This window comes from bacterium, from assembly GCA_024228115.1.
In the GTDB taxonomy this organism is placed as follows: Bacteria; Myxococcota_A; UBA9160; order UBA9160; family UBA6930.
Map to the genome: position 1 here is coordinate 1 of JAAETT010000397.1, position 20,464 is coordinate 20,464.

General features: G+C 64.5%; 20 protein-coding genes. 12 read left to right on the plus strand and 8 right to left on the minus strand.

Features of this window, described 5'->3' with window-relative positions:
- Nucleotides 1-100 precede the first annotated feature (100 nt).
- Nucleotides 101-265, plus strand: a complete 165-nt coding sequence (locus GY937_17390; protein ID MCP5058479.1) for a hypothetical protein — start codon at nucleotides 101-103, stop codon at nucleotides 263-265.
- Between the two features lie 72 nt (nucleotides 266-337).
- A complete protein-coding gene (locus GY937_17395; GenBank protein ID MCP5058480.1) occupies nucleotides 338-595 on the plus strand; it encodes a PEP-CTERM sorting domain-containing protein in 258 nt (85 codons plus the stop codon).
- Here GY937_17395 and GY937_17400 read toward each other — a convergent pair.
- The 3 genes from GY937_17400 to GY937_17410 are packed head-to-tail and all read right to left on the minus strand — an operon-like array spanning nucleotide 570 to nucleotide 3,429.
- Entirely contained in the window at nucleotides 570-2,084 is a 1,515-nt protein-coding gene (locus tag GY937_17400; GenBank protein ID MCP5058481.1) for a DUF814 domain-containing protein, read from the minus strand. The genes GY937_17395 and GY937_17400 overlap by 26 nt on opposite strands.
- 21 nt (nucleotides 2,085-2,105) lie before the next feature.
- On the minus strand, nucleotides 2,106-2,981 hold the full coding sequence (gene mutM / locus GY937_17405) for a bifunctional DNA-formamidopyrimidine glycosylase/DNA-(apurinic or apyrimidinic site) lyase (protein ID MCP5058482.1): 876 nt from the start codon (nucleotides 2,979-2,981) through the stop codon (nucleotides 2,106-2,108).
- Between the two features lie 7 nt (nucleotides 2,982-2,988).
- Nucleotides 2,989-3,429, minus strand: a complete 441-nt coding sequence (locus GY937_17410) for a DUF393 domain-containing protein (protein ID MCP5058483.1) — start codon at nucleotides 3,427-3,429, stop codon at nucleotides 2,989-2,991.
- Between the two features lie 75 nt (nucleotides 3,430-3,504).
- Between GY937_17410 and GY937_17415 the strand changes: the two genes are divergently transcribed.
- The 3 genes from GY937_17415 to GY937_17425 are packed head-to-tail and all read left to right on the plus strand — an operon-like array spanning nucleotide 3,505 to nucleotide 7,875.
- Nucleotides 3,505-3,777 carry a DUF4399 domain-containing protein gene (locus tag GY937_17415; protein MCP5058484.1) on the plus strand — a complete coding sequence of 91 codons (273 nt, stop codon included), beginning with the start codon at nucleotides 3,505-3,507 and terminating at the stop codon, nucleotides 3,775-3,777.
- Nucleotides 3,778-3,817: 40 nt separating this feature from the next.
- Nucleotides 3,818-6,985, plus strand: coding sequence for an isoleucine--tRNA ligase (locus tag GY937_17420; GenBank protein ID MCP5058485.1), 3,168 nt, complete (start codon nucleotides 3,818-3,820; stop codon nucleotides 6,983-6,985).
- A complete protein-coding gene (locus GY937_17425; protein ID MCP5058486.1) occupies nucleotides 6,982-7,875 on the plus strand; it encodes a pyrroloquinoline quinone biosynthesis protein PqqB in 894 nt (297 codons plus the stop codon). Before GY937_17420 ends, GY937_17425 begins: the two co-directional genes overlap by 4 nt.
- 71 nt (nucleotides 7,876-7,946) lie before the next feature.
- On the opposite strand, the gene GY937_17430 is transcribed toward GY937_17425, so the two are convergent.
- Entirely contained in the window at nucleotides 7,947-8,576 is a 630-nt protein-coding gene (locus tag GY937_17430) for a toxin-antitoxin system YwqK family antitoxin (GenBank protein MCP5058487.1), read from the minus strand.
- 23 nt (nucleotides 8,577-8,599) lie between these two features.
- Nucleotides 8,600-9,310 carry a site-2 protease family protein gene (locus GY937_17435; GenBank protein MCP5058488.1) on the minus strand — a complete coding sequence of 237 codons (711 nt, stop codon included), beginning with the start codon at nucleotides 9,308-9,310 and terminating at the stop codon, nucleotides 8,600-8,602.
- 148 nt (nucleotides 9,311-9,458) lie between these two features.
- Between GY937_17435 and GY937_17440 the strand changes: the two genes are divergently transcribed.
- On the plus strand, nucleotides 9,459-11,624 hold the full coding sequence (locus GY937_17440; protein MCP5058489.1) for a bifunctional alpha,alpha-trehalose-phosphate synthase (UDP-forming)/trehalose-phosphatase: 2,166 nt from the start codon (nucleotides 9,459-9,461) through the stop codon (nucleotides 11,622-11,624).
- Here GY937_17440 and GY937_17445 read toward each other — a convergent pair.
- Nucleotides 11,609-12,958: a helix-turn-helix domain-containing protein gene (locus GY937_17445; protein MCP5058490.1), complete on the minus strand. Its 1,350-nt coding sequence runs from the start codon at nucleotides 12,956-12,958 to the stop codon at nucleotides 11,609-11,611. The two genes, GY937_17440 and GY937_17445, sit on opposite strands and share 16 nt — an antisense overlap.
- Here GY937_17445 and GY937_17450 point away from each other — a divergent pair.
- The 3 genes from GY937_17450 (at nucleotide 12,894) to GY937_17460 (ending at nucleotide 15,547) form a co-directional block, all read left to right on the plus strand.
- Nucleotides 12,894-14,009, plus strand: a complete 1,116-nt coding sequence (locus tag GY937_17450; GenBank protein ID MCP5058491.1) for a citrate synthase — start codon at nucleotides 12,894-12,896, stop codon at nucleotides 14,007-14,009. The two genes, GY937_17445 and GY937_17450, sit on opposite strands and share 65 nt — an antisense overlap.
- A gap of 1 nt (nucleotide 14,010) precedes the next feature.
- Complete coding sequence (locus GY937_17455; protein MCP5058492.1) at nucleotides 14,011-14,760, plus strand: sulfite exporter TauE/SafE family protein; 750 nt, start codon at nucleotides 14,011-14,013, stop codon at nucleotides 14,758-14,760.
- 163 nt (nucleotides 14,761-14,923) lie between these two features.
- On the plus strand, nucleotides 14,924-15,547 hold the full coding sequence (locus GY937_17460; GenBank protein MCP5058493.1) for a hypothetical protein: 624 nt from the start codon (nucleotides 14,924-14,926) through the stop codon (nucleotides 15,545-15,547).
- Between the two features lie 9 nt (nucleotides 15,548-15,556).
- Here the strand turns inward: GY937_17460 and GY937_17465 are convergent, their stop codons facing one another.
- The gene (locus GY937_17465) at nucleotides 15,557-16,327 is read right to left on the minus strand and encodes an SDR family oxidoreductase (GenBank protein ID MCP5058494.1); all 771 of its coding nucleotides are present in this window, start codon (nucleotides 16,325-16,327) and stop codon (nucleotides 15,557-15,559) included.
- A 75-nt stretch (nucleotides 16,328-16,402) separates the two neighbouring features.
- Between GY937_17465 and GY937_17470 the strand changes: the two genes are divergently transcribed.
- A complete protein-coding gene (locus GY937_17470; GenBank protein MCP5058495.1) occupies nucleotides 16,403-17,314 on the plus strand; it encodes a GGDEF domain-containing protein in 912 nt (303 codons plus the stop codon).
- Nucleotides 17,315-17,774: 460 nt separating this feature from the next.
- Here the strand turns inward: GY937_17470 and GY937_17475 are convergent, their stop codons facing one another.
- Nucleotides 17,775-18,329, minus strand: a complete 555-nt coding sequence (locus tag GY937_17475) for a YqgE/AlgH family protein (protein ID MCP5058496.1) — start codon at nucleotides 18,327-18,329, stop codon at nucleotides 17,775-17,777.
- Nucleotides 18,330-18,415: 86 nt separating this feature from the next.
- On the opposite strand from GY937_17475, the gene GY937_17480 reads away from it, so the two are divergent.
- Both GY937_17480 and GY937_17485 read left to right on the plus strand, forming a co-directional pair.
- Nucleotides 18,416-19,111 carry a CPBP family intramembrane metalloprotease gene (locus GY937_17480; GenBank protein ID MCP5058497.1) on the plus strand — a complete coding sequence of 232 codons (696 nt, stop codon included), beginning with the start codon at nucleotides 18,416-18,418 and terminating at the stop codon, nucleotides 19,109-19,111.
- Nucleotides 19,112-19,159: 48 nt separating this feature from the next.
- Nucleotides 19,160-20,329, plus strand: coding sequence for a PilZ domain-containing protein (locus tag GY937_17485; GenBank protein MCP5058498.1), 1,170 nt, complete (start codon nucleotides 19,160-19,162; stop codon nucleotides 20,327-20,329).
- Nucleotides 20,330-20,464 lie beyond the last annotated feature (135 nt).

Below are 20,464 nucleotides of genomic sequence, written 5' to 3' on the forward strand. Positions count from 1 at the left end.
CACTACCTCGCGGCTCTCGATCGCGAACTCGACACCGATCCGACCGACACCGATTCGCCGTTCTGACGAGAAACCAGCACTCGCGCGCGACCACGGCTAGATGATCAGATTTCTACGGTTTCTCGTGATCGCCAACAGGTTCGAGTACGTAGCGGTTCCCGAGGGCGAGCTGTTGGTGCGGCACACGCTCCTCGTAGAGGGAACGACGGCGTGCGGTACCGCCGGCTGTGTGCCACCCGTCAACTTCACCTGGGGCTCGAGTTAGCGCGAGACCAGTGGCGGCGATTTCTCGTTCGAACTCGAGGCGATCTACACCGTTCCGCTGACGCTGGAGTCGATGCTGCCGATCCAGATCTGGCTCCAGCTCGGAGGAGCCCCGTCCCAGGGCAGCGGTTCGATTACCTACAACGGTTTTTGGGGTGCAAGCGCGGGGGATGGACCGGTTCCACCGCCGGAACCCCAAGCGAGCTCTCCTGCGATCGTGACTTCAGCCACTCTGCTGATTGTCACCGCGCCGGTTCCCGAGCCTGCGATCAGCGGCCTCATGCTGATCGGAGTCGCCGCGATCCTCAGTCGTCGATTCGGGCGGCGGTAATCCGCTTCAAGCGCTCGGGATCCCTGCGGAGCTGGATCGTGCGGCCGCGGTGGACGTAGACCAGGCCTGGCTTGGCGCCCTTGGGCTTGGAGATGTCCTTGCATTCGGCCACGTGCACAGGGGCCCGGGTGGCGTTCTTCTGCTTGGAGAACTGGACGGCCAACTCGGCGGCCTCCAGCAGCGCCTCCTGGGGCGGCTCCCCCTTCTCGACACGAAGGATCACGTGGCTGCCCGGAGAACCTTCGAGGTGGAAGAAGAGATCCCGTCCTCGGGCGAGTCGCGTCGTCAACATGTCGTTTCCGGAATCGTTCTTGCCAACCCAGATCTCGAGCCCCCCGGTCGCCTTGTAACACTTCGGCACGAGACGCGTGGGTAGCTCGCGTTTCCCCAGCTTCCAGACTTTGCGCGGCTTCGCTTGCGCGGGGCCGGTCGTGCGCGCCTTCGGCAGATAGCGATCAAGCAAGCGGGCGACATCGGGACGTTCTGCCAAAGCGCGCAGGGCCTCTTCGTCCTCTTCCCCGACGGCTTCCAACTCCGCCTGGAGACCATCGAGGGCGCGGCGGCGCTCCTCCAAGGCTTCCATGTCTTGAGCTGCTCGGACGCCTTTCTTCATCGCCTTCCGGGATCGCTTGAACAACAGCTCCATGTTGCCGGTAGCGTCGAGCTTCGGATCGAGGGGGATCTCGACCGTCGCACCGGTCTCGAAATCCTCCACCTGGACCTCGCTGGCCTTCTTGCCGACGCGCTTGAGGTTGCCCTTCAGCAGCTCTCCCCAACGTTCGAGTTTCGGCGCGTCGGCCTCGGCCTCGGCATCCTTGGCGAGAGAGCGCGCCTTTCTCTCCAGCGCGGCGCGTTGCTTCTTCAGCGCCTGGGCCAGTTGGTGGCGCAGGCGGTCCTCTTGTTCGCGATCTTCTCGGAGCCCGTACTCCGCCTGGATGGCCGCCAGGAGTTCCGAATCCTCCACTTCCGCGAAGCGATCTTCGCTCTTCGGTGCCGGCGCACCTTCCGGGTCTCGCCACGCCTCGCCGAGTTTGAGATCCCGGCGCGTATCGGAGAGTGGACGAGCCGTGCGAGCAATCACCTCACCTTGCTCGAGCACGTAGAGGTTGCTGCGCAGCCCCATCAGCGAGAGCAAGAGCTCCATTCGCGCACCGTCGCGGGCTTCGAAGCGAAGCGCGAGCTGGCGATCCGCTCCGCGAAGGACGACTTCACGCAGCCGCGCCCCTTCCAGCCGAGGCTTCACGTACTGGGCCAGGGCGGGGGGCCGTTCCGGGGCCTTACGGGGCCGAGGAAGCGCCGCAACGCGGCCGAACTTCGGCCGCCAGGAGAGCAAGAGAAACAGCCCCTGCTTGGGGCCATGCGCTTCGCCACCGGAAAGATGCAGCACCAGTTCGAAGCTCCCCGGCTCCACCAGCTTGTCCAGCCGCGCGCCTCGCCATTCGGCATCGAGGACACGCCCCGCCCGCTCGAGCTCAGCCAGGCTCAACATCGCGTCACTTCCGTCGTCCCTTCATGTCTGACACCGGGGACAATAGTGGGAGCTGCGCTGCCCGATCACCTTGCGGCGAATGGGGGTACGACAGGAAAGACAGGGCCGGCCCTTGCGGGCGTAGACCCGGCGCTCGTCCTGATAGCCCCCGTCGCTTCCGTCGGGCGCAACGTAGTCGCTGATACTCGACCCCCCGGTCTCGATCGATCGTCGCATGACCTGCTGCATGCCGTCCACCAGTCGAACGCACTCGGCGCGGGTCACCCGCCCAGCGGCGCGCCCCGGCCGCACACGAGCCAGGAAGAGCGCTTCATCGGAATAGATGTTTCCACTCCCGGCAATCACGGATTGATCGAGAATCAGGCTCTTGATCGCAATCCGTCGCTTCCGACTGGCTCGAAAGAGCGCTTCACCGGTCGTCTCGAGCGCATCGATACCAAGCTTGTCGAGCCGCTCGGAGGGCTCGCCGGGCGCCAGCAGCTGCACCTTTCCGAACTTCCGGACATCGCGGAAGAGTACATCCGGGCCCTCATCCTCGAAGCGAAGCCGAAGGTGCGTATGTTCGTCCGACTCGAAGACGAGCTGCTGCTCGGGTGCCAACGCGGCCCGAGCGGTCGCCGAGAGCAGCCTCGGACTCTGCGCCAGAGAGGTGAACAGCTGGCCTGTCATGCCGAGGTGGAGGAGCAGACGGTCGCCACGCTCGAGCTCCGCAACCAGGTACTTCCCGCGGCGTTCCAAGCTGCTGAAGCGACGACCTGCCAACCGGCGACGCAACTTCGCAGGGGGCGTGAGAAAGAAGTAGCTGTCTCCAGTCGTCTGAACCTGGCGAACCTGGCGGCCGATCACCGCCGACGCGATTCGCTGCCGCGTCACTTCGACTTCGGGGAGCTCGGGCATCGTCAGCTCAGGGATCGAAACGCGCGCGCAGTTCTGGCGAAACGACCGGGCAGACATCATCGGGCCGGGCCCAGACCCGGTGACGCAAGGCGGCCACTGTGACGTAGGCAAGATCGCGGAGAGGGCGGGGGACCGCGCGCAGGGCCCGAGCCCGGCCGAGGTGGCGTCCGCCCAGGCGCGTCAGGAGCGCAAGGGTGGCATCTGTACGTGTGTGCACCTTTCCATCCGGCGCGAGCACGACCACGCTATCGGGCAAATCGTCCCGGAGAGCTGGGTCGAGCAACCGCCTGAACGTCTCCCCGCCAAGGGGTGCAAAGCGGAAACGCTCTCCCTCGGGATCCTCCCGGATCAAGTAGCGAACCGTATGGTGACAGAGCCCGCAGGCACCGTCGTAGAAGACGATGGGTAGGGTTTCAGTCTCCGGTGTCGGCGAGAGCCCCTGGCTCATCGAAACCTGCTTTGGCCTGGCTGGAATCCGAGTTCAGACATTCCAAACGACGAACCTCGGGTGACGGCGGCTCCCATGGGCAATCCTCGGCCGAAAGGTAGCAATGCGGGGTTTCCCGGCGGGCTCAGGGATGGGACGAGCCCGATCTCCCTCAACTGCAAGGAGCTTATCATGATGTCCATCCGGGCCTGCCTTGTCTTCGGCCTCGTCTTCGGCGGCGGCCAGACCGAGACTACGATCGAGCCGGCGCCCGGCGAGCACACCCTCCAGCTCGTGGTTGGCGATTTCAAGCACGTGCCTCATGACAAGCCGGTCGTCTCGGAGCGCATCGGCATCCGCGTGGAGTAGGCGGTCCGAGGGCTCGGAGACCGCTACCCTCCGGCCCTCCATGAGCCAGGACAACGCGCAGAAACCGTACCCGGAAGTTCCCGCCCAACCGAAATTTCCGGAGATCGAAGAGCGGGTACTCGCGCGTTGGCGCAAGGACCGGACCTTCGAGCGCTCGGTCGAGAACCGCCCTGCCGGAGAGAAGGGCGCGAACGAGTTCGTCTTCTATGACGGACCGCCCTTCGCCAATGGCATGCCCCACTTCGGCCATCTCGTCACGAGTTATGTCAAGGATATCGTCCCGCGCTACCAGACCCTGCGCGGGCGCAGGGTCGAGCGACGTTTCGGCTGGGATTGTCATGGGCTCCCGGCAGAGATGGAAGCCCAGAAGGAGCTCGGCGTCTCCAGCCGAGCGGAGATCGAAGCCTACGGGGTCGACCGCTTCAACGACTACTGTCGCAGCTCGGTGCTTCGCTACACCGAGCATTGGCAGGAGGTCATCCACCGGGCCGGGCGCTGGGTGGATTTCGGAAACGACTACAAGACGATGGATCTCTCCTACATGGAGAGCGTCATCTGGGCCTTCAAGCAGCTCCATCAGAAGGATCTGTTGTACGAAGGCTTCAACGTCCTGCCTTACTCGTGGGCGGCCGAAACACCACTTTCGAATTTCGAGACGCGTCTCGACGACGCGACTCGCGAGCGAACGGACCCGGCAATCACCGTTCGCTTCGAACTCGTCCCGGCCGGAGACGACTGCCCGACAGATCTGCTGGCCTGGACCACGACGCCCTGGACGTTGCCTTCGAATCTGGCTCTCGCCGTGGGGTCGGAGATCGACTACGCCGTGCTCGAGCACGACGGGCGACGGACGATTCTTGCGGAGGCCCTGGTCCCCAAGTTCGAAGCCGAACTCGGCTCGGCGGAACGCGTTGGATCTGTGAGGGGGAGCGAACTCGTCGGGCGTCGCTACCACCCGCTCTTTCCGTTCTTCGAAGGCACGGAGAATGCCTTCCAGATCATCGGTGCCGACTTCGTCGAAGTCGAAGAGGGAACCGGCGTGGTCCACCTGGCGCCCGGATTCGGCGAAGACGATCTCCGGACTTGCAAGGAGCACGACATCCCTGTCCTCGTGCCCGTGAACGACCAGGGTCGTTTCACGGCAGAGGTTTCCGCCTACGAGGGCCAACTGGTCTTCGATGCCAACGCCCCGATCATCCGCGATCTGAAGGAGCGCGGTCTGCTCGTGCGCCGCGAGAACTACGTCCACAACTATCCCCATTGTTGGCGTACGGATGAGCCGCTGATCTACCGGGCAATGAGTTCCTGGTTCGTGCGCGTCTCGGCCATCCGCGATCGCATGCTCGAACGGAACCAGGAGATCAGCTGGATCCCTGAACACATCCGCGATGGACTCTTCGGCAACATGTTGGCCAGCGCACCGGATTGGGCTCTCAGTCGCAACCGTTTCTGGGGCTCACCGATCCCGGTCTGGAAGAGCGACGACCCCACATTCCCGCGGATCGATGTCTACGGCAGCCTGGATGAAATCGCGGCAGACTTCGGAATTCGGCCCGATGATCTCCATCGGCCGGCCATCGATGGCTTCGTCCGGCCGAATCCGGATGATCCCTCGGGCCGGGCCCAGATGCGTCGTGTATCGGACGTGCTCGATGTCTGGTTCGATTCGGGCTCGATGCCTTTCGCGCAGGTTCACTACCCGTTCGAGAACAAGGAGTGGTTCGAGAACCATTTCCCCGCCGATTTCATCTGCGAGTACGTGGCCCAGACTCGCGGCTGGTTCAACACCATGATGGTTCTCGGAACGGCACTCTTCGACCGGCCGCCCTTCAGGAATTGCATCTGCCACGGGGTCGCGGTCGACACCCAGGGCACGAAGCTCTCGAAGCGCCTGCGCAACTATCCGGAGCCGAACGTCGTGTACGAGACCCATGGTTCCGACGCCATGCGTTGGTACCTGGTTGCATCGCCGCTCTTGAAAGGCGGTGATCTGAAAGTCGAGATCGAAGGCAAGCCGATCGGCGACGTCGTACGCAACGTCTTGAACCCGCTCTGGAGTGCCTGGCATTTCTTCAGCCTGTACGCGAATGCGGACGACCTGCGAGGCCAACCCATCACGAGCGCCGAAAACGTGCTCGATCGCTATGTGCTTGCCAAGACCCGCGATTTCGTCCTGGACGTGCAGGCCCGGATGGACGCCTACGACATTCAGGGCGCCTGTGGTGCCTTCATCGGTTTCCTCGACGCGCTCAACAACTGGTACGTGCGGCGCAGCCGGCCGCGCTTCTGGAAGGCGGAGAAAGACGCAGACAAGCAGGCAGCGTATGACACCCTCGCGACCGTGCTCGGCGCGCTGTGCAGGACCGTCAGCCCGCTGCTGCCTTTCGTCACCGACGAGATCTACCTGGGACTGGTGGGTGGCGACAGCATCCACCTTTCGGATTGGCCCGATGCGGATGCCTTGCCGGCCGATCCCGAGCTGGTGGCGGCCATGGATCGCGTGCGCGATGTCTGCTCCAGCGCCTTTGCGATGCGGCGTGGCGAACAGGTACGTATCCGCCAGCCGCTCCAGAGCCTGACGATCGCCGGGCCGGATGTGGCCATGCTCGAGCCCTTCACGGACCTGATTGCGGACGAGGTCAACGTGAAGGAGGTCCATTTGCGTCCAGAAATCGATGCATTCGCCACCTTCCGTCTCCAGGTGAACGCACGGGCGGTGGGACCGCGGCTAGGCGGCGACACCAAGCAGGTCATTGCAGCGTCGAAGCGCGGCGAGTGGAGCAGCGACGAAGCGGGCACGGTGACGGTGGCAGGTCATCGGCTCGAACCCGGGGAATTCACGCTGTTGCTCCAACCGAAAGAAGACGTCGCCTGCCAGGCCCTTTCCACGAACGACATGATCGCCGTTCTCGATTTCGACCTCACAGACGCATTGGTGAACGAAGGGCACGCCCGGGATCTCATACGAATCGTGCAGCAAGCTCGACGCGAGGCAGCGTTCGACGTCTCGGACCGGATTCATCTCGCGCTTGCCTTGCCTTCCGTCTACCGCGACGCGGTTTCCGACTTCAAGGACTACGTGGCCGAAAGCACGTTGGCCGTCGATCTCGAACTGGATGCCGGGAAGGATGCCGAGGGCTTCCTGCACGGGGCGAGCCTCGGCGGTGAGCCCGTGCAGATCTGGGTACGCCGGGCGAAGCCTGCATGAAAGTCCGTGTGCTGGGATCGGCCGCGGGAGGGGGCCTTCCTCAGTGGAACTGCGGTGGCGACCACTCCGTCCGGGCACGAGCCGACGACCCGCACGTTCCCCGCCGCACCCAATCTTCGATCGCCATTTCGAGTGGCGACGGCCGCTGGACGATCGTGAATGCCAGCCCAGATATTCGTACGCAGCTTGCTGATTTCCCCGGCTTGCATCCGCGCCCCGGCACCCGGGACATCCCCCTGGACAACGTCCTCTTGACGAGCGCCAACCTGGCCGACGGCCTCGGGCTCCTGGTGCTGCGAGAAGCCCTGCCCTACCGGGCGCTCACCACGCCGTGGATCCGTAGTGCGCTGGTCGAGAACAACGTCACCTTCCATCTGCTCGAGCCCGCGTTTCATTCGATGAAGCTCGATCAGCCCTTTCCTCTGGACAGGGAAGGCGTGTTGGAAGCCAAGTTCTTTCCGGTGCCTGGGAAGATCCCGACCTACCTGAAGGAGACACACAACAACTCGGCCGAGACCACGTTGGGCCTCCGAGTGATCGACAAGGGGGCCGGCAGGAGACTCGTCTGCGCACCCGGCCTCCAGAATCTCGATTCCGGTACGATGGCCGAGTTGGCCCAGGCGGATCTGCGCTTCGTCGACGGCACGTTCTTCACCGCCGACGAACTTCTGACCATGCGCCCCGGTGCCGCGGACGCCATCGCGATGGGTCACGTTCCGATCAGCGGCCCGGATGGCAGCCTCACCCGCTACAAGGGCCTGGGCGGGCGCACTTTCTACACGCACATCAACAACACGAATCCGATCCTGGACGCCCAGTCGCCCGAACGAGCGCAGGTCGAAGCCGCCGGCATCAAGATCGCGGAAGACGGGATGGAACTCGAGCTTTGAAACGAGCTGGCAGGCGTGGGCCAGCGTTGGCCTACTCGTTCCGGCGATTGCCTGCTCGCTCCGTTGATTGTCTACTCGGGATAGAATTCCCGGCTGAGTTCCTTGCCATGGTCGAACTCGGCGACCTTCTTCTTCTTGCCGTTCTCCCACCAGCCAGTCCAACTGCCATGGTACTCGCCATGATCGAACTGGCCGCGGGTCTGAAGGGTGCCGTCCTCGAACCAGGTCTCCGCCTTGCCGTGACGTTCACCATCCTGGAAGACCGACCGGGCGAACATCTGGCCATTCTTATGCCATAGGGTCTGGAGCCCTTGGAGTCGGCCCGCCTGATAGGTTTCTTCCGAGGCCTTCGTGCCGTCGCGGAACCACACCGTATACAGGCCTTGTCGCTTGCCGCTTTCGTAGCGGCCCTTCTCCTTCAGCTTCCCGTTCGCGTGCCATTCCTGGTACTCGCCGTCGAGTTCTCCCTCGGAGAATCCCGCCCGGGCCCGGGGCTGACCATCCTCATACCAGGAAAAGCTCGGGCCGTGTTGCGTCTCGTCCGGGCGCGCGCACCAGGCAGATCGGCGCTCCTGATTGCGCTCGAGCGTCGAGCCTTCCGGACACCGCAAGTCCCCATCCGGTGTTTCGGCTGCGGCCGCTGGCACGCCAAGGAGCACGCACGCGAACCAGACGATGCGACTCCAGCTCTCCTTCGGCATCCGGGCAGCTTAGCAGCGCCGCCTCAGAGGCCGACGTAGAGCAGCTGACAGGCCTCGATGAAGATGGGATAGAAGATCCTGCGGATCAGCAGCCACGCCACCAGCAGCCCCCCGAAGGCCCATCCTGGCTGGGCCATCCACTCCATGATCCGCTGGGCCTGATTCTCCCGGACGAGAAGATTGAGCATCCCCGACCCGTCGAGGGGCGGGACCGGCAGGAGGTTGAACACGAAGAGCAGCAGATTGAGGGAGAAGAGCAGGGAAAGAAGTGTCGCCAATGTGTCCCACACGCCGGGAACCGTAGCCACGGCGACGCTCTCGAACGCGAGCAAGCCCGGCGCAAGCACACCTTGGCCGACCCCGATCCGGATGATGACGGCGGCCAGGAGAGCCAGGAACAGATTCGACGCAGGCCCCGCCAATGCCATCCAGCCGGCACGTCGGGGATGCGCAAAGGCCCAGCTGGGATCGTAGGGCGTGCTGGCCCAACCGATCATCCAGGGTGCACCACCCCTCGCCACCGAGAGCCCGAAGAACAGAATCGGCACCAGAACCATGCCGAAGGGTTCGCGTCGAATATGGGGGAGCGGGTCGAGAGAGACCTGGCCCGCCAGATAGGCCGTCTCGTCCCCCAGACGCAAAGCCGCCCAGCCGTGCGCTGCCTCGTGCACGGTGAGCGAAAGGAGCAGCACGAAGTACCAGATCAGGCCCAGGCCCAGCAGCTCCGGGGTCATTCGAACATCTCCACCTTCATTTCAAGCCTCGACCGGCCCGCCGCCGACGACAGGAGCCGCTAACTTCCCGTGCGTGGCGGCACGGCGCAAGAGCGGTAGCAGGACGGAAGAACCGATGGGGCGCGATGGCGACGCTCCCATCTTGGTGATGAGCAACCGGCTGCCGTTCACCTACACGAGAGCAGCCGGCGGGCTCAAGCGACAGCCTTCACCCGGAGGCCTCGTATCTGCTCTCGAGCCGGCCCTCCGCCGCCGGGGCGGCACCTGGATTGGCTGGCCTGGGGTCGAACTCAAGAAGGGCGAGCGGATCTCCACCCGAGGCGACTCCTATCGCATTGCCCCGGTCGCACTCGGCGAAGCGGATATCGCCCGCTACTACCACGGTTTTTCGAACCGGACCTTGTGGCCGCTCTTCCATTCTCTTCCCGGCCACACCCAATTCGTTCGAAAGGACTGGAACGTCTACGCGGACGTGAACGAGCGTTTCGCAGAAGTCGCATCGCGCCACGCACGCGATGCCGAACTGGTGTGGATCCACGACTACCACCTGATGCTCACACCGGAATTCATGCGCCGGGCCCATGCAGAAGCCCGGCTGGCCTTCTTCCTCCATATCCCATTTCCGCCCTTCGACATCTTCCGTCTCTGCCCCTGGGACAAGGAGCTCCTTCGGGGCTTGATCGCATGTGATTTGATCGGCTTCCATATCGAGAACTACGCGCACAACTTCATGGATTGCGCGGAGCAGATCCTCGGTGCCCGGGTCGACCGGGAGGCCATGATCATCAAAGACGGCGATCGCGTCGCCCGGGTCGGCGTATTTCCGATCGGCATCGAATTCGAACTCTTCCAGGAACAGGCGATGAAGGCGCGCCGGGAGAGCCAGCGGGAACGCGTCGTGTTGGGCGTCGACCGCCTCGACTACACGAAGGGAATTCCCGAGCGCATACGGGCATTCGAGCGACTCCTGGAACTGCATCCTCGACACAAGGGAAACGTGGTCCTGTTGCAGCTCGCCGTTCCCAGCCGCTCGCAGGTGGCGGAGTACCGCGAGCTGAAATCGGAGATCGACGAGCTGGTGGGTCAGGTGAACGGCCGGTTTGCCACTTCGACCTGGTCTCCCATCCGGTACCTCTACCGCTCCGTCCCCCAGGAGCGCCTCTGCGGCCTCTATCGCGACGCGGATGTCGCGTTGGTCACACCGCTTCGCGACGGCATGAATCTGGTGGCGAAGGAATACGTCGCCAGTCAGGTCGACGACCCGGGCGTGTTGATCCTCTCGCGCATGGCCGGAGCCGCCGAAACGATGCGCGAAGCGCTGCACGTCAATCCTTTCGACCTCGACGGGACAGCAGAGGCCATTCACCGGGCCCTCACCATGGACGAAGAGGAGCGCGCATCCCGAATCGCCTCGCTGCGCCGGCGCGAACGGCGTGACAACGTCGAGGCATGGGTCGGGCATTTCCTGGCCGCCGGTCACGAGAAGGCCGCGCATCTGGATCCGATTTCGGAACGGGAAATTCAGCAATGGCTTCGTGGTTACGTCAAGAGTTACCCGCTCTGCCTCTTCCTCGACTACGACGGAACCCTCACACCGCTCGTCGCTCATCCATCGAAGGCAAAGCTCTCGAGAGAAATGCGGGAAGCCTTGATGGGGTGCTCGCGAAGGATCGATACCGACGTCTCGATCGTGAGCGGACGTGCGCTGGGTGATATCCAAGAGATCGTCGGTGAGCCCAACCTGGTCTACGCAGGCAACCACGGGCTCGAGATCGAAGGCCCCGAGATCGAGCGATTCCAGCACGAGGATCTCGTGCACTACGAGGGCCGTGCTGCGGAATTGGTCGAAGCTCTCGAAACGATTGCCGACGAAGGCGCCTGGACGGAGGCCAAGGGGCCGACCCTCACCTTCCACATCCGTGACGTACCCGAATCCGACCGAGAACGTTATGCCCAGAAGGCGCGAGCACTGATGACCAAACACGGTTACCAGGCCCGCGATGCCCATGCCGCGGTGGAAGCCAGGCCTCCGATTGGCTGGGACAAGGGCCGTGCCGTCCTGCATATCCTGCGCGAGCGTTACGGCCCCGAGTGGTCCGAGCGGGTCCGGGTGATCTACGTGGGTGATGACCAGACGGATGAAGACGCGTTCCGCTTCCTCGCGGGCCTGGCGATGACATTTCGCGTAGGGAGCGCCGACACTCCGACCGAGGCCCTGCACCGTTTGCCAGACGTCGAAGCCGTCCGACGTCTGCTCGATTGGGTGGGCGTGCGGCCGCTGACCGAAGCCACGCCGACTCAGCGCTCCTTGTAGCGAGCCCGGGGCCGGAGAAGCTCACCGCTGGCCCGCTGCTCGAGCACATGGGCCACCCAACCGGCGCATCGGCCGACGCAGAAGAGACCGGCCGCACTCCCTGCCGGGAAGCCCAGGGCGGCTCGCAACCCGACCAGGCCCACGTCCACGTTGGGCGAGGGACGGCGTGCACGCTCCATCGCTCCAACGAGGGCATCCAGTGTCCGGAGCTCTTGATTCGCAGGGCCCAGACTCCAGGCGGCTTCGAAGAGCAGGCGCGCACGGGGGTCGCCATCGGGATAGAACGGATGTCCAAAGCCCGGAATCCGCTCGCCCCGGCGTGCGCGTTCGTGCACCAGGCGTTCCGCGCGCTCGGGCGAACCGGCTTCGGCAAGGGCCGCCTCGACCCGATCGGTTGCCGCGCCGTGAAGTGGGCCGGACAGGGCAGCGAGGCCGGCCTGTACGCAGGCGTAGACGTCGGCATGTGTCGACGCGACGACCCGAGCCGCGAAGGTCGAGGCATTCAGCTCGTGGTCGGCGAGCAGGTTCAGCCCGGCGTCGAGAGATGCGCCTCCGCCCTTCGTCCCGCCCAATGCGCACGAAACGGCCTCGGCGACCGAGTTCGCGCGCCAAGCCTCCTCCGCCCCGGAAGGCGATTGGGGGAGAGCCAGGCCCGCCGCCAGCAATCGGATCAAGCGGCGGGCGCGTGGCAACGTCGCCTCGGGCGCGATCTCGAACCTACCCGAATCCCGGCTTCCGGCTGCAGCCACGAGCAGTAGAGCGACGCTGGCCGGGGACGTGTCGGCAGGCAGCCAGCGAGCCAGTTCGGCGAAATCCGGTGGCTCGCCCAGGGCATCGACCCATGAGACGTCCGCCGCTGGAAGAACGCCGGTCCACAGCAGCTCGGCGCAGCGCTCGAAGGAAACACCGTCCGTCACCAATGAGGCCGCCGGAACGCCCCGGTAGACCGGGCCCATCGGCGTCATGTCGGTGATGGAGGTCTCGAGAACCGGTTCCCCCCAGCGGAGGGCCCGGTCACCGCGCTGGCTGGCCCGCCCCCGGCTGCGAAGCTGCTCCAGATCGGCCCGCCTGTACTCCCGCTCGCGGCCAGGGCCGGCCGAACGGCTCGCCACCCAGCCGCGGCTTACGTAGGCATAGAGGGTTGCCCGCTTGATCCCGAGCAGCTCTGCCGCTTGCTCCGCGGATAGCCAAGGCTTGTTTTGTTGATTTATAATCAAGATTGATAAATGATGACTAGCGGATACGCTACCCGGAAATGGAGGAAATGCAATGAGCAATGCCCATTCGGACGGACTCGATGGCGTGGTGGTGGCGGAGACCGAGATCTCAGGCATCGATGGGGAGCTGGGGCGGCTCTGGGTCCGCGGCCACGATGTGGAAACCCTGGCTCGAGAGCAGAGCTTCGAGGCCCTCCTCGGGCTGCTGCTGGACGATGCCCTGCCGGATGAAACCGGCGTGGCACGCTGGCAATGCGCGCTCGGTGCCGCGCGGCTGCGGGCCTTCGACGGCCTCTGGCGAATGGGTGCAGCCCTCGAATCCGAAGATGGCATGGATGCGCTCCGTGCCGCAGCCGCCTGTCTGGAAGAAGACAGCCCGAACTCCCGATCCACCGACACGAGGATCATTGCCGCCTTGCCGGTCTTCGCCGCGGCCTGGTATCGCCGGCGCCAAGGCCTGCATCCGGTTCCGCCGGATCCCCGGTGCTCCCACGCCGAGGATTTCCTGCGCATGATGTTGGATGCAGCACCCCACCCGGCCCGGGTGCGTGCCATGAATGGCTACTGGGTCACGGTCGCGGAGCACGGAATGAACGCCTCGACCTTCGTCGCTCGTGTCGTCGCTTCGACGCACTCCGACAAGGTTTCCATCGTCACGGCCGCACTCGGCGCTTTGAAGGGACCGTTGCACGGCGGTGCGCCGGGCCCCGTCCTCGACATGCTGGATGCCATCGGCGACGAAGCAGGTGCTGCGGCGACCTGGCTGCGCGACGAACTCGCCGCGGGGCGCCGCATCATGGGGCTTGGCCATCGGGTGTACCGGGTGCGCGATCCCAGGGCCGCGGTTCTCGAAGAAGCCACCCAGGAGCTCGAGCAAGCTGGGTTGGGAAGCGCGTACCTCGAGCGCGCCCGTCAGGTAGAGAAAGCAGCAACGGACGTGCTTGCCGAACTCCATCCGGAGCGGACCCTCGCCGCCAATGTCGAGTTCTATACGGCGGTCCTCCTGGATGGCCTCGGTCTGCCGCGCTCACTCTTCACGCCCACCTTTGCGAGTGCCCGGGTTGCGGGATGGCTTGCCCATGCCGCGGAGCAACGCAGCGGTGGGCGCATCCTGCGCCCGCGGCAGCGCTACGTGGGATCGCGTCCCGGCCAGAGGCTCTCGGCCTGACATGACAGGCGAGGAGCTCATCCTGCTGTGGGTGGTGGCCTTCGTCACTGCCGTGCTCTCTGCGATCGTCGGGATGGCCGGGGGCATCACCTTGCTCGCGATCATGCTCCTCTTCCTCCCGCCCTTGCTCGCGATCCCCCTCCACGGTGTCATCCAGCTGGCCTCGAATGGATCCCGCGCATGGATCCAGCGACAGCATGTCGATCGCGGGATCCTGCAACGCTTCGGGCTCTTGCTCTTGCCAATGGGCGCAGTGGGGATCGCGGTTGCCCAGGAGTTACCCGAGGCTGTCGTACGTGCTGCCATCGGTGTGTTCGTGTTGATGGCCACCTGGGCGCCGGGCGCCCTGCTGCTCGGCACGCATCCGGAAAACATCGATCGGAACCGCCGCTTTCTCGGACTCGGAGCCGCAGCCGGCTTCCTCAACGTGACGATCGGTGCGACCGGGCCGATGATCGCTCCGTTCTTCCTGAACCTGGACCTCGACCGCAGAGAACTGGTCGGCACCAAGGCCGGCTGCCAGGTGCTCGGGCACCTGAGCAAGATCCTCCTGTTCGGCCTGGCCGGCTTCGCTTTCGAAGAACACCTTCCGCTTCTGCTCGGCGCGACCATCGGCGTGGTGGCGGGTACCTGGCTCGGAAGTCGCCTCCTGGACCGGGTCAGCGAACACCATTTCGGGATTCTCTACCGCAGTGTACTCACCCTGATTGCCCTACGTCTCATCATGGTGGAGTTCCTGGAATTGGTCTGAGTCGCCGGTCCGGGAGAGCCCCGAGGTTTCCTCCGGGAGAAACCCTGGAAAGAAAGCGCAGGGGGCCTCCCGAATGCCTTTCTCGCATCTAAGGCCTCAGATCAAGACACGCGCCCTCCGAACCATGGAACGTCGGAGTTGAACTCCGGAGGGGGTCATTGGAATGATCAAGGCAGGGACGGATATCCATTTTCGGGATCCGAAGGTTCCGAATGAACGCGTTCTCTTTCACGCCGTGGCCGAAGCGGCGGAAGAAGACGATCGCTGGATGGCAACCTTCAGCGAGGGATCACCGGAACTCGCGCCCGAACAGGACGTGCTGATCTATTTCGAGGTCAAGCGCGAGTTCATGCAGCAGCCGGCCACGATCCACAGCGTCGAGCAGAACGGCGAAGGCACGGTCGTGACCTTCGTGCCCCTGGGCGATCCGATTTCTGCGGAGAGCCGGCAGCACTACCGCGTCTCGACCGTCACCTCCGATGTCACCGCCAAGATCAGCGACGAGCAGGGCTGCAAGGTCGTCGACATCAGCTCGACAGGCTTTGCTGCGGTGGCACGAGGCCAGCACGATATCGGAACGACTCTGGACGTCAGCATGGCCTTCGAAGGCAAGAGCTGCACCGGCTGTGCCGCGATCCAGTCGGTTCGCGAGCGGCCCGGAGGAAAATTCCGCTACGGGCTCGTCTCGATCGGCAGCGGTGAGACCAGGGATTTCCAGGAGCGACTGAATGACATCAGCCTCGAGATTCAACGCTCCCAGCTTCGACGGCTTTCCGGCGCAGGCTGAGGAAAAGCCCTAGCTCGTCGTCGAGACCCCGCCGTCGACGGGAATCACCGTTCCTGTGACATAGGCCCCCGCCCTCGAAGCCAGGAAGAGTGTGACGCCGGCCATGTCTGCCGGTACGCCGATCCGGCCACGCGGGTTCGAAGCGCGAATGTGATCGCCGAACTGATCGAGAGTGGCTGCCATCATCTTGCTCTCGAAGGGGCCGGGAGCGACCGCGTTCACGGTCAGGTTCTCGCGGGCCAGGCGCTTGGCCAACACACGCGTCAAGTGGTGGAGACCCGCCTTGCAAGACGAGTAGGCGTAGGTCTCGAGATCAGGCGGCTTGAGTCCGTCGATCGAGCCGATGTTGATCACCCGTGACGGATCGTCGGATGAAGCCGCCTTGCGAAGCAAGGGGAGGAACTTCACCGTCGTATGGAATACGCCCTTCAAGTTGAGCGCGAAGACCTTGTCCCAGCCGGAGTCGGGATATTCATCGAGGGGAGCACCCCAGTTGGCCCCGGCGTTGTTCACCAAGATATGCACCTCGGATTCCCGTTCCGCGACGGCGCTGGCCAGCGCGTCGGCTCCTGCCTCATCGGAGAGATTCGCGGGGATCCCGATGCAATGCCCCAGGTTGCCGAGTTCGGCCTCGGCCTCGGCGCAGGCATCAGCGCTCCGTGACGCCACGATCACCCGGGCCCCGGATTCGACGTAGCCCTGGGCAATCATTCGCCCGATCCCCCGGGTTCCACCCGTCACCACCGCCACCTTGTTCTTCACCGAGAAGAGATCTTCAATCATGGCGCCGCAGCATAGCCCTCTCGCGAGCCATCCGGCCCGTCCGGGGGAGCCGGGTTCAGGGCTCACCCCCGATTGGCCGATCAGCCCTTCGTGCCGGAGCAGGATACGACAACGCAGACGACCACCCTCGCCAGTCAGGAGAGCGAGAGCGTCAGCGTTGGGAACAGCTGTCTGGTCGCGCTCCGGGGCCCGGATCTGGGGCGACGCACCGTTCTGGACGGCCCCACGCTCTCGATCGGACGGGGTTCGGATTGCGACCTTCCTGTCCGTGTCAACAATGTGTCCCGTTATCACTGCAGAATCGAAGTGCGCGACGGCCGGAGCTTCGTCCGCGATCTCGGTTCCACCAACGGCACACGCCTGAACGGATTCTCTGTCCCTCCGAACGAAGATTTCGTGATCGAGGGCGGCGACCTTCTCCAGGTCGGCGATTGCGTCTTCAAGTTCCTGGCGGGTGGCGGCGTCGAGACTCGCTTCCACGAAGAGGTCTACCGTCGCGTCGTGGTCGACAGCCTCACCCAGGTGCACAATCGCCGCTTCTTCGTCGAGTTCCTCGAGAAGGAGATCTCGCGCTGCCGACGCCACGCGCGAAACCTTTGCTTGCTGTTGATCGACATCGACCATTTCAAGCGAGTCAACGACGAGATCGGCCACACGGCGGGCGACGAAGTCTTGCGGCAGGTCGCCCAATGCCTGGCTAGTCACGCGCGACGCGAGGAGTGCCTGGCTCGCTATGGCGGAGAGGAATTCGCCATGGTGCTCCCAGAATCGAAAGCCGATGGCGCCCGACTTCTGGCCGAACGACTATGCGAATCGATCGAGGAATTGAATCCGGAAGTCGACGGCCATCCGGTCAGCATCACCATCTCCATCGGGCTAGCAGAGTGGGACTGCACGATGCGAACAGTCGAAGACATCGTCCGAACCGCCGACACGCGGCTCTTCGAAGCCAAGGACGCGGGCCGAAATCGGGTCGTCGGCTAGGCGTCGGGGTAGCCGCTTCGCTTCTCGTGCAGAAGCGGGAGTCGCCGGGGCTGGGCACAGGCCGGGCGAAGCGGTTCTCATGGGGAAGGCCACCGAACCCGGGATGTTCGGGGCGGAAGACGAGTCCGGATTCTTGTTGAAACGGTGGAGCCAACTCGTGGCTTCACCTAAGAACGAAACTCCCTAACACCTCCACCCAAAAGCCGATGCAAGCACGCCGTGCCGCCCACACCTCCCGGTCAGATCGCGGGGCGGGGGGCGGCCAGCGCGGAAATAAAGCGCAGGCATCTCATCCCGTGAGCGTGCGCACGTTCGCTAGCGGCGAAGCCGCGTAAGCGAACCCGCGTCCAAGTCGAAAGCGGCCTCCGACGTCCCGGCCGAGCCATTCCGCGATGGCCGCCCCCCGCCCCGCGATCCGCCACGAGAAGCAAAGCGGCGCGGAATGCTAGAGGAGGAAGGCTCAGTTGATGCCTTGGGTGGTGACCAGGGTGGCGGGCTCGATACCGAGGGTGCGAATCGTCGCCGTCCACAGATCCTTCTTGGGTGTTTCGAAGACGAGGCCATCGGCCATGGGAACGACCAGCCAGGCCCCGTTGGCGATCTCCCCCTCGAGCTGCCCCGGGCCCCACCCGGAAGAACCGAGAAAGACCCGCGCGACGGTTTCCGGGTTCTCAGCCACCCGGCGCAGCGCATCCCGGGAGCCGCTCCAATGCAGCCGCGGCGCGACCTCTTCGGCTTCGGGAACGTCGTCGAGTGATTCGCGAAATACGATCCATCCTTGATCCTGTTGGACCGGTCCGCCCCAATCGACTGTCGCATCATTCTCGCCGCGCCAGTTGATCTCGAGGCTTTCGCAGAGGTCGGTGGCCGAAAAGTCAGTGCCGCGGTTGATCACGAGGCCGAACGCACCCTGTTCCTCATCGTGATGAATCATCAACACCACGGTGCGGCGGAAGTTCGGATCGAGCAGCGGATCGAGGGCGACGAGGAAGCCCGGCGCGAGGGAGGAGATCACACCGACAGGGTAGCCGAAGCCGGGCATCCGGTGGAGCGCTTGGGTCCCGATGCGAACGACAACGCCCGAGGGGCTAGCCTCGCGAGATGGACGAGCGACTCCAGACGGCTCTGTTGAGCCAGACCCTATGGCTCGGTGCGGCTGTGCTCGGTGGCCTGATGGCGGGCGGCTCCCTTCGCGAGCGTCTGGGACTCGTGCCGAACCGACTTCGCTGGGCGGGGATCGGCTTGGCGGTCCTGGGTTTTCTGGCGCTCTCGATCTCGGCCGATGCCGTGCTGCGCCTCCTCGAGCTCCGGGATGTCGGACCCCTTCGCCGCCTCGACGAGATGGCCGGCCAGCAGACCGGCGGGAACGCCCTGGGCGCGTTCGCGATCCTCGGGCTGCTGCCAGCCCTGACCGAAGAGCTGCTCTTCCGCGGTTTCATTCAGCGAATCCTGACCGAACGGCTCGGCGCAGTCCTGGGCATCACGGGGGCGGCTGCATTCTTCGGCCTGGCCCACGCCGACCCGGTTCACAGCAGCGCCGCCTTCGTGCTGGGCCTGTTCCTGGGCACCCTGGCCTTCATCTCCGGCAGCGTGGGACCCGCGATGCTCTGCCATGGCCTCAACAACCTGCTGAGCGTGACGGGCTCAATGGGTGGATGGAGCCCCGGAAGCCCCTCGGAGCTGGCCATCCTCGGCCTCGTCGGTAGCTCGGGCCTCGCCCTTTGGGGCGCCAGCCGACTTCGTCGCCCAAACCCCCCGGGAAAACTACAGGCGGAAGGCGGTGATGCCGAATCCTAACCTGAACGCGGATCCATCGTTTCGATGCGGCCGCCTTGAAGAGCAAGCATGGCATCACCTTCTGTTCTGCTGGTCGACGATGGAGAGCTCGACGACGTCCGAGCAATGCTCGCACAGATGGGCGCAGCGTTCGTGCACCTTCGCGGCGGGCAGATTCCCGAGACGGTCGAGCCGCCCCGAGATCTCTTCATCGCCACCTCGCGCCGTGCACTTCTTGTCGAGAGCTGGCCCGTCGAAATCCATCCCACCAAGATCGCCGTGGTGACCGAGGATTCGAATACCCTGCGGAACCTGCTCCGCCGCAACGGCTTCCAGCTACTGATCCGGCGTCCGGTGCATCCCTACGCATTGCGGCTCGTACTCCTACGCGCGCTCTTCTCCGGCCGGGAGAAGCGCGGAGACTCGCGGCTGCCGATAGGGCACCCCGTTCGCTATCGGACGGGTCTCCGCAGCAAGCGAGCTTGGATGGCGGATCTCTCGCTGCGAGGCTGTCGTTTGCTGCTCGACGATTCGCCGCAGACGGGTTCGCGTCTCACCCTACAACTCCCGAGTGGTGTAACCGATGGCCGCAGTCTCACTCTGCGCGGCAAGGTACTTCGGGTCTCCGATGCCGGAACCCAGAGCGGCGGAGTTCGTTATGCCGCGGCCATCCACTTCGAGAAGCTCTCGATGAATGCGAAACGACGGATCTTCCAGGTCTTGAACGATCGCGCTCATGGTCCGGCCGTCCTGCCCGAGCCGCTTCCCCAGGCAGAAGCGGTCGAAGAGTCCGGAATCGAGCAGACGGATGTCGCCGCTAGCGAGCTCCAGCAACCGCTCGCCGGTCCGGCTACGCCCGACGAACGCCGCAAGCATGATCGGGTCGTCTACGAGCAGGAGATTTCGGTCCACGGTGACGAGGCCGAAAGCGTCCTGATCGGCAGGGATCTCTCCATGGGTGGAATGCGGATCGAGCCGCACCCGAACCTCAAGGTCGATGACACCCTCGAACTCGCCCTTTACGGCAAAGCTGGCGACGACCCGTTCGTGGTCAAGGCTCGCGTCGTCAACGACGATGCCGGGGCATCGCTAGGTCTCGCCTTCATCGATCTCGATGCGGGCGTTGCCGCTCGCCTCGACCGCCTGGTCTCGCACCTTCCCGCAATCGAGCCCCTTCAGGACGGCGAGAGCGACGCGATGGGCAGCATCGTGTCCCGCATCCTCCACCGCGTCGTCTAGCCTGAACTATGCACGAAAGTTGGCTGAGAAGCTGGCTTTCCAATGTTTCAGCGTGCCGCGCGGCGATTGACGCTGACGGATCTCGTTTTGGGTGGTCGATGCCCATTCCGTGGCGCGAATGCGGAGTGTGCTTCG

Excerpts from the sequence above, each read along its gene's own strand:
- GY937_17390 (MCP5058479.1), top strand. The coding sequence starts at position 101 with ATGATCAGATTTCTACGGTTTCTCGTGATCGCCAACAGGTTCGAGTAC.
- GY937_17395 (MCP5058480.1), top strand. The coding sequence starts at position 338 with ATGCTGCCGATCCAGATCTGGCTCCAGCTCGGAGGAGCCCCGTCCCAG.
- GY937_17400 (MCP5058481.1), bottom strand. The coding sequence starts at position 2,084 with ATGTTGAGCCTGGCTGAGCTCGAGCGGGCGGGGCGTGTCCTCGATGCC.
- mutM (MCP5058482.1), bottom strand. The coding sequence starts at position 2,981 with ATGCCCGAGCTCCCCGAAGTCGAAGTGACGCGGCAGCGAATCGCGTCG.
- GY937_17410 (MCP5058483.1), bottom strand. The coding sequence starts at position 3,429 with ATGAGCCAGGGGCTCTCGCCGACACCGGAGACTGAAACCCTACCCATC.
- GY937_17415 (MCP5058484.1), top strand. The coding sequence starts at position 3,505 with ATGGGCAATCCTCGGCCGAAAGGTAGCAATGCGGGGTTTCCCGGCGGG.
- GY937_17420 (MCP5058485.1), top strand. The coding sequence starts at position 3,818 with ATGAGCCAGGACAACGCGCAGAAACCGTACCCGGAAGTTCCCGCCCAA.
- GY937_17425 (MCP5058486.1), top strand. The coding sequence starts at position 6,982 with ATGAAAGTCCGTGTGCTGGGATCGGCCGCGGGAGGGGGCCTTCCTCAG.
- GY937_17430 (MCP5058487.1), bottom strand. The coding sequence starts at position 8,576 with ATGCCGAAGGAGAGCTGGAGTCGCATCGTCTGGTTCGCGTGCGTGCTC.
- GY937_17435 (MCP5058488.1), bottom strand. The coding sequence starts at position 9,310 with ATGACCCCGGAGCTGCTGGGCCTGGGCCTGATCTGGTACTTCGTGCTG.
- GY937_17440 (MCP5058489.1), top strand. The coding sequence starts at position 9,459 with ATGAGCAACCGGCTGCCGTTCACCTACACGAGAGCAGCCGGCGGGCTC.
- GY937_17450 (MCP5058491.1), top strand. The coding sequence starts at position 12,894 with ATGAGCAATGCCCATTCGGACGGACTCGATGGCGTGGTGGTGGCGGAG.
- GY937_17445 (MCP5058490.1), bottom strand. The coding sequence starts at position 12,958 with ATGCCTGAGATCTCGGTCTCCGCCACCACCACGCCATCGAGTCCGTCC.
- GY937_17455 (MCP5058492.1), top strand. The coding sequence starts at position 14,011 with ATGACAGGCGAGGAGCTCATCCTGCTGTGGGTGGTGGCCTTCGTCACT.
- GY937_17460 (MCP5058493.1), top strand. The coding sequence starts at position 14,924 with ATGATCAAGGCAGGGACGGATATCCATTTTCGGGATCCGAAGGTTCCG.
- GY937_17480 (MCP5058497.1), top strand. The coding sequence starts at position 18,416 with ATGGACGAGCGACTCCAGACGGCTCTGTTGAGCCAGACCCTATGGCTC.
- GY937_17485 (MCP5058498.1), top strand. The coding sequence starts at position 19,160 with ATGGCATCACCTTCTGTTCTGCTGGTCGACGATGGAGAGCTCGACGAC.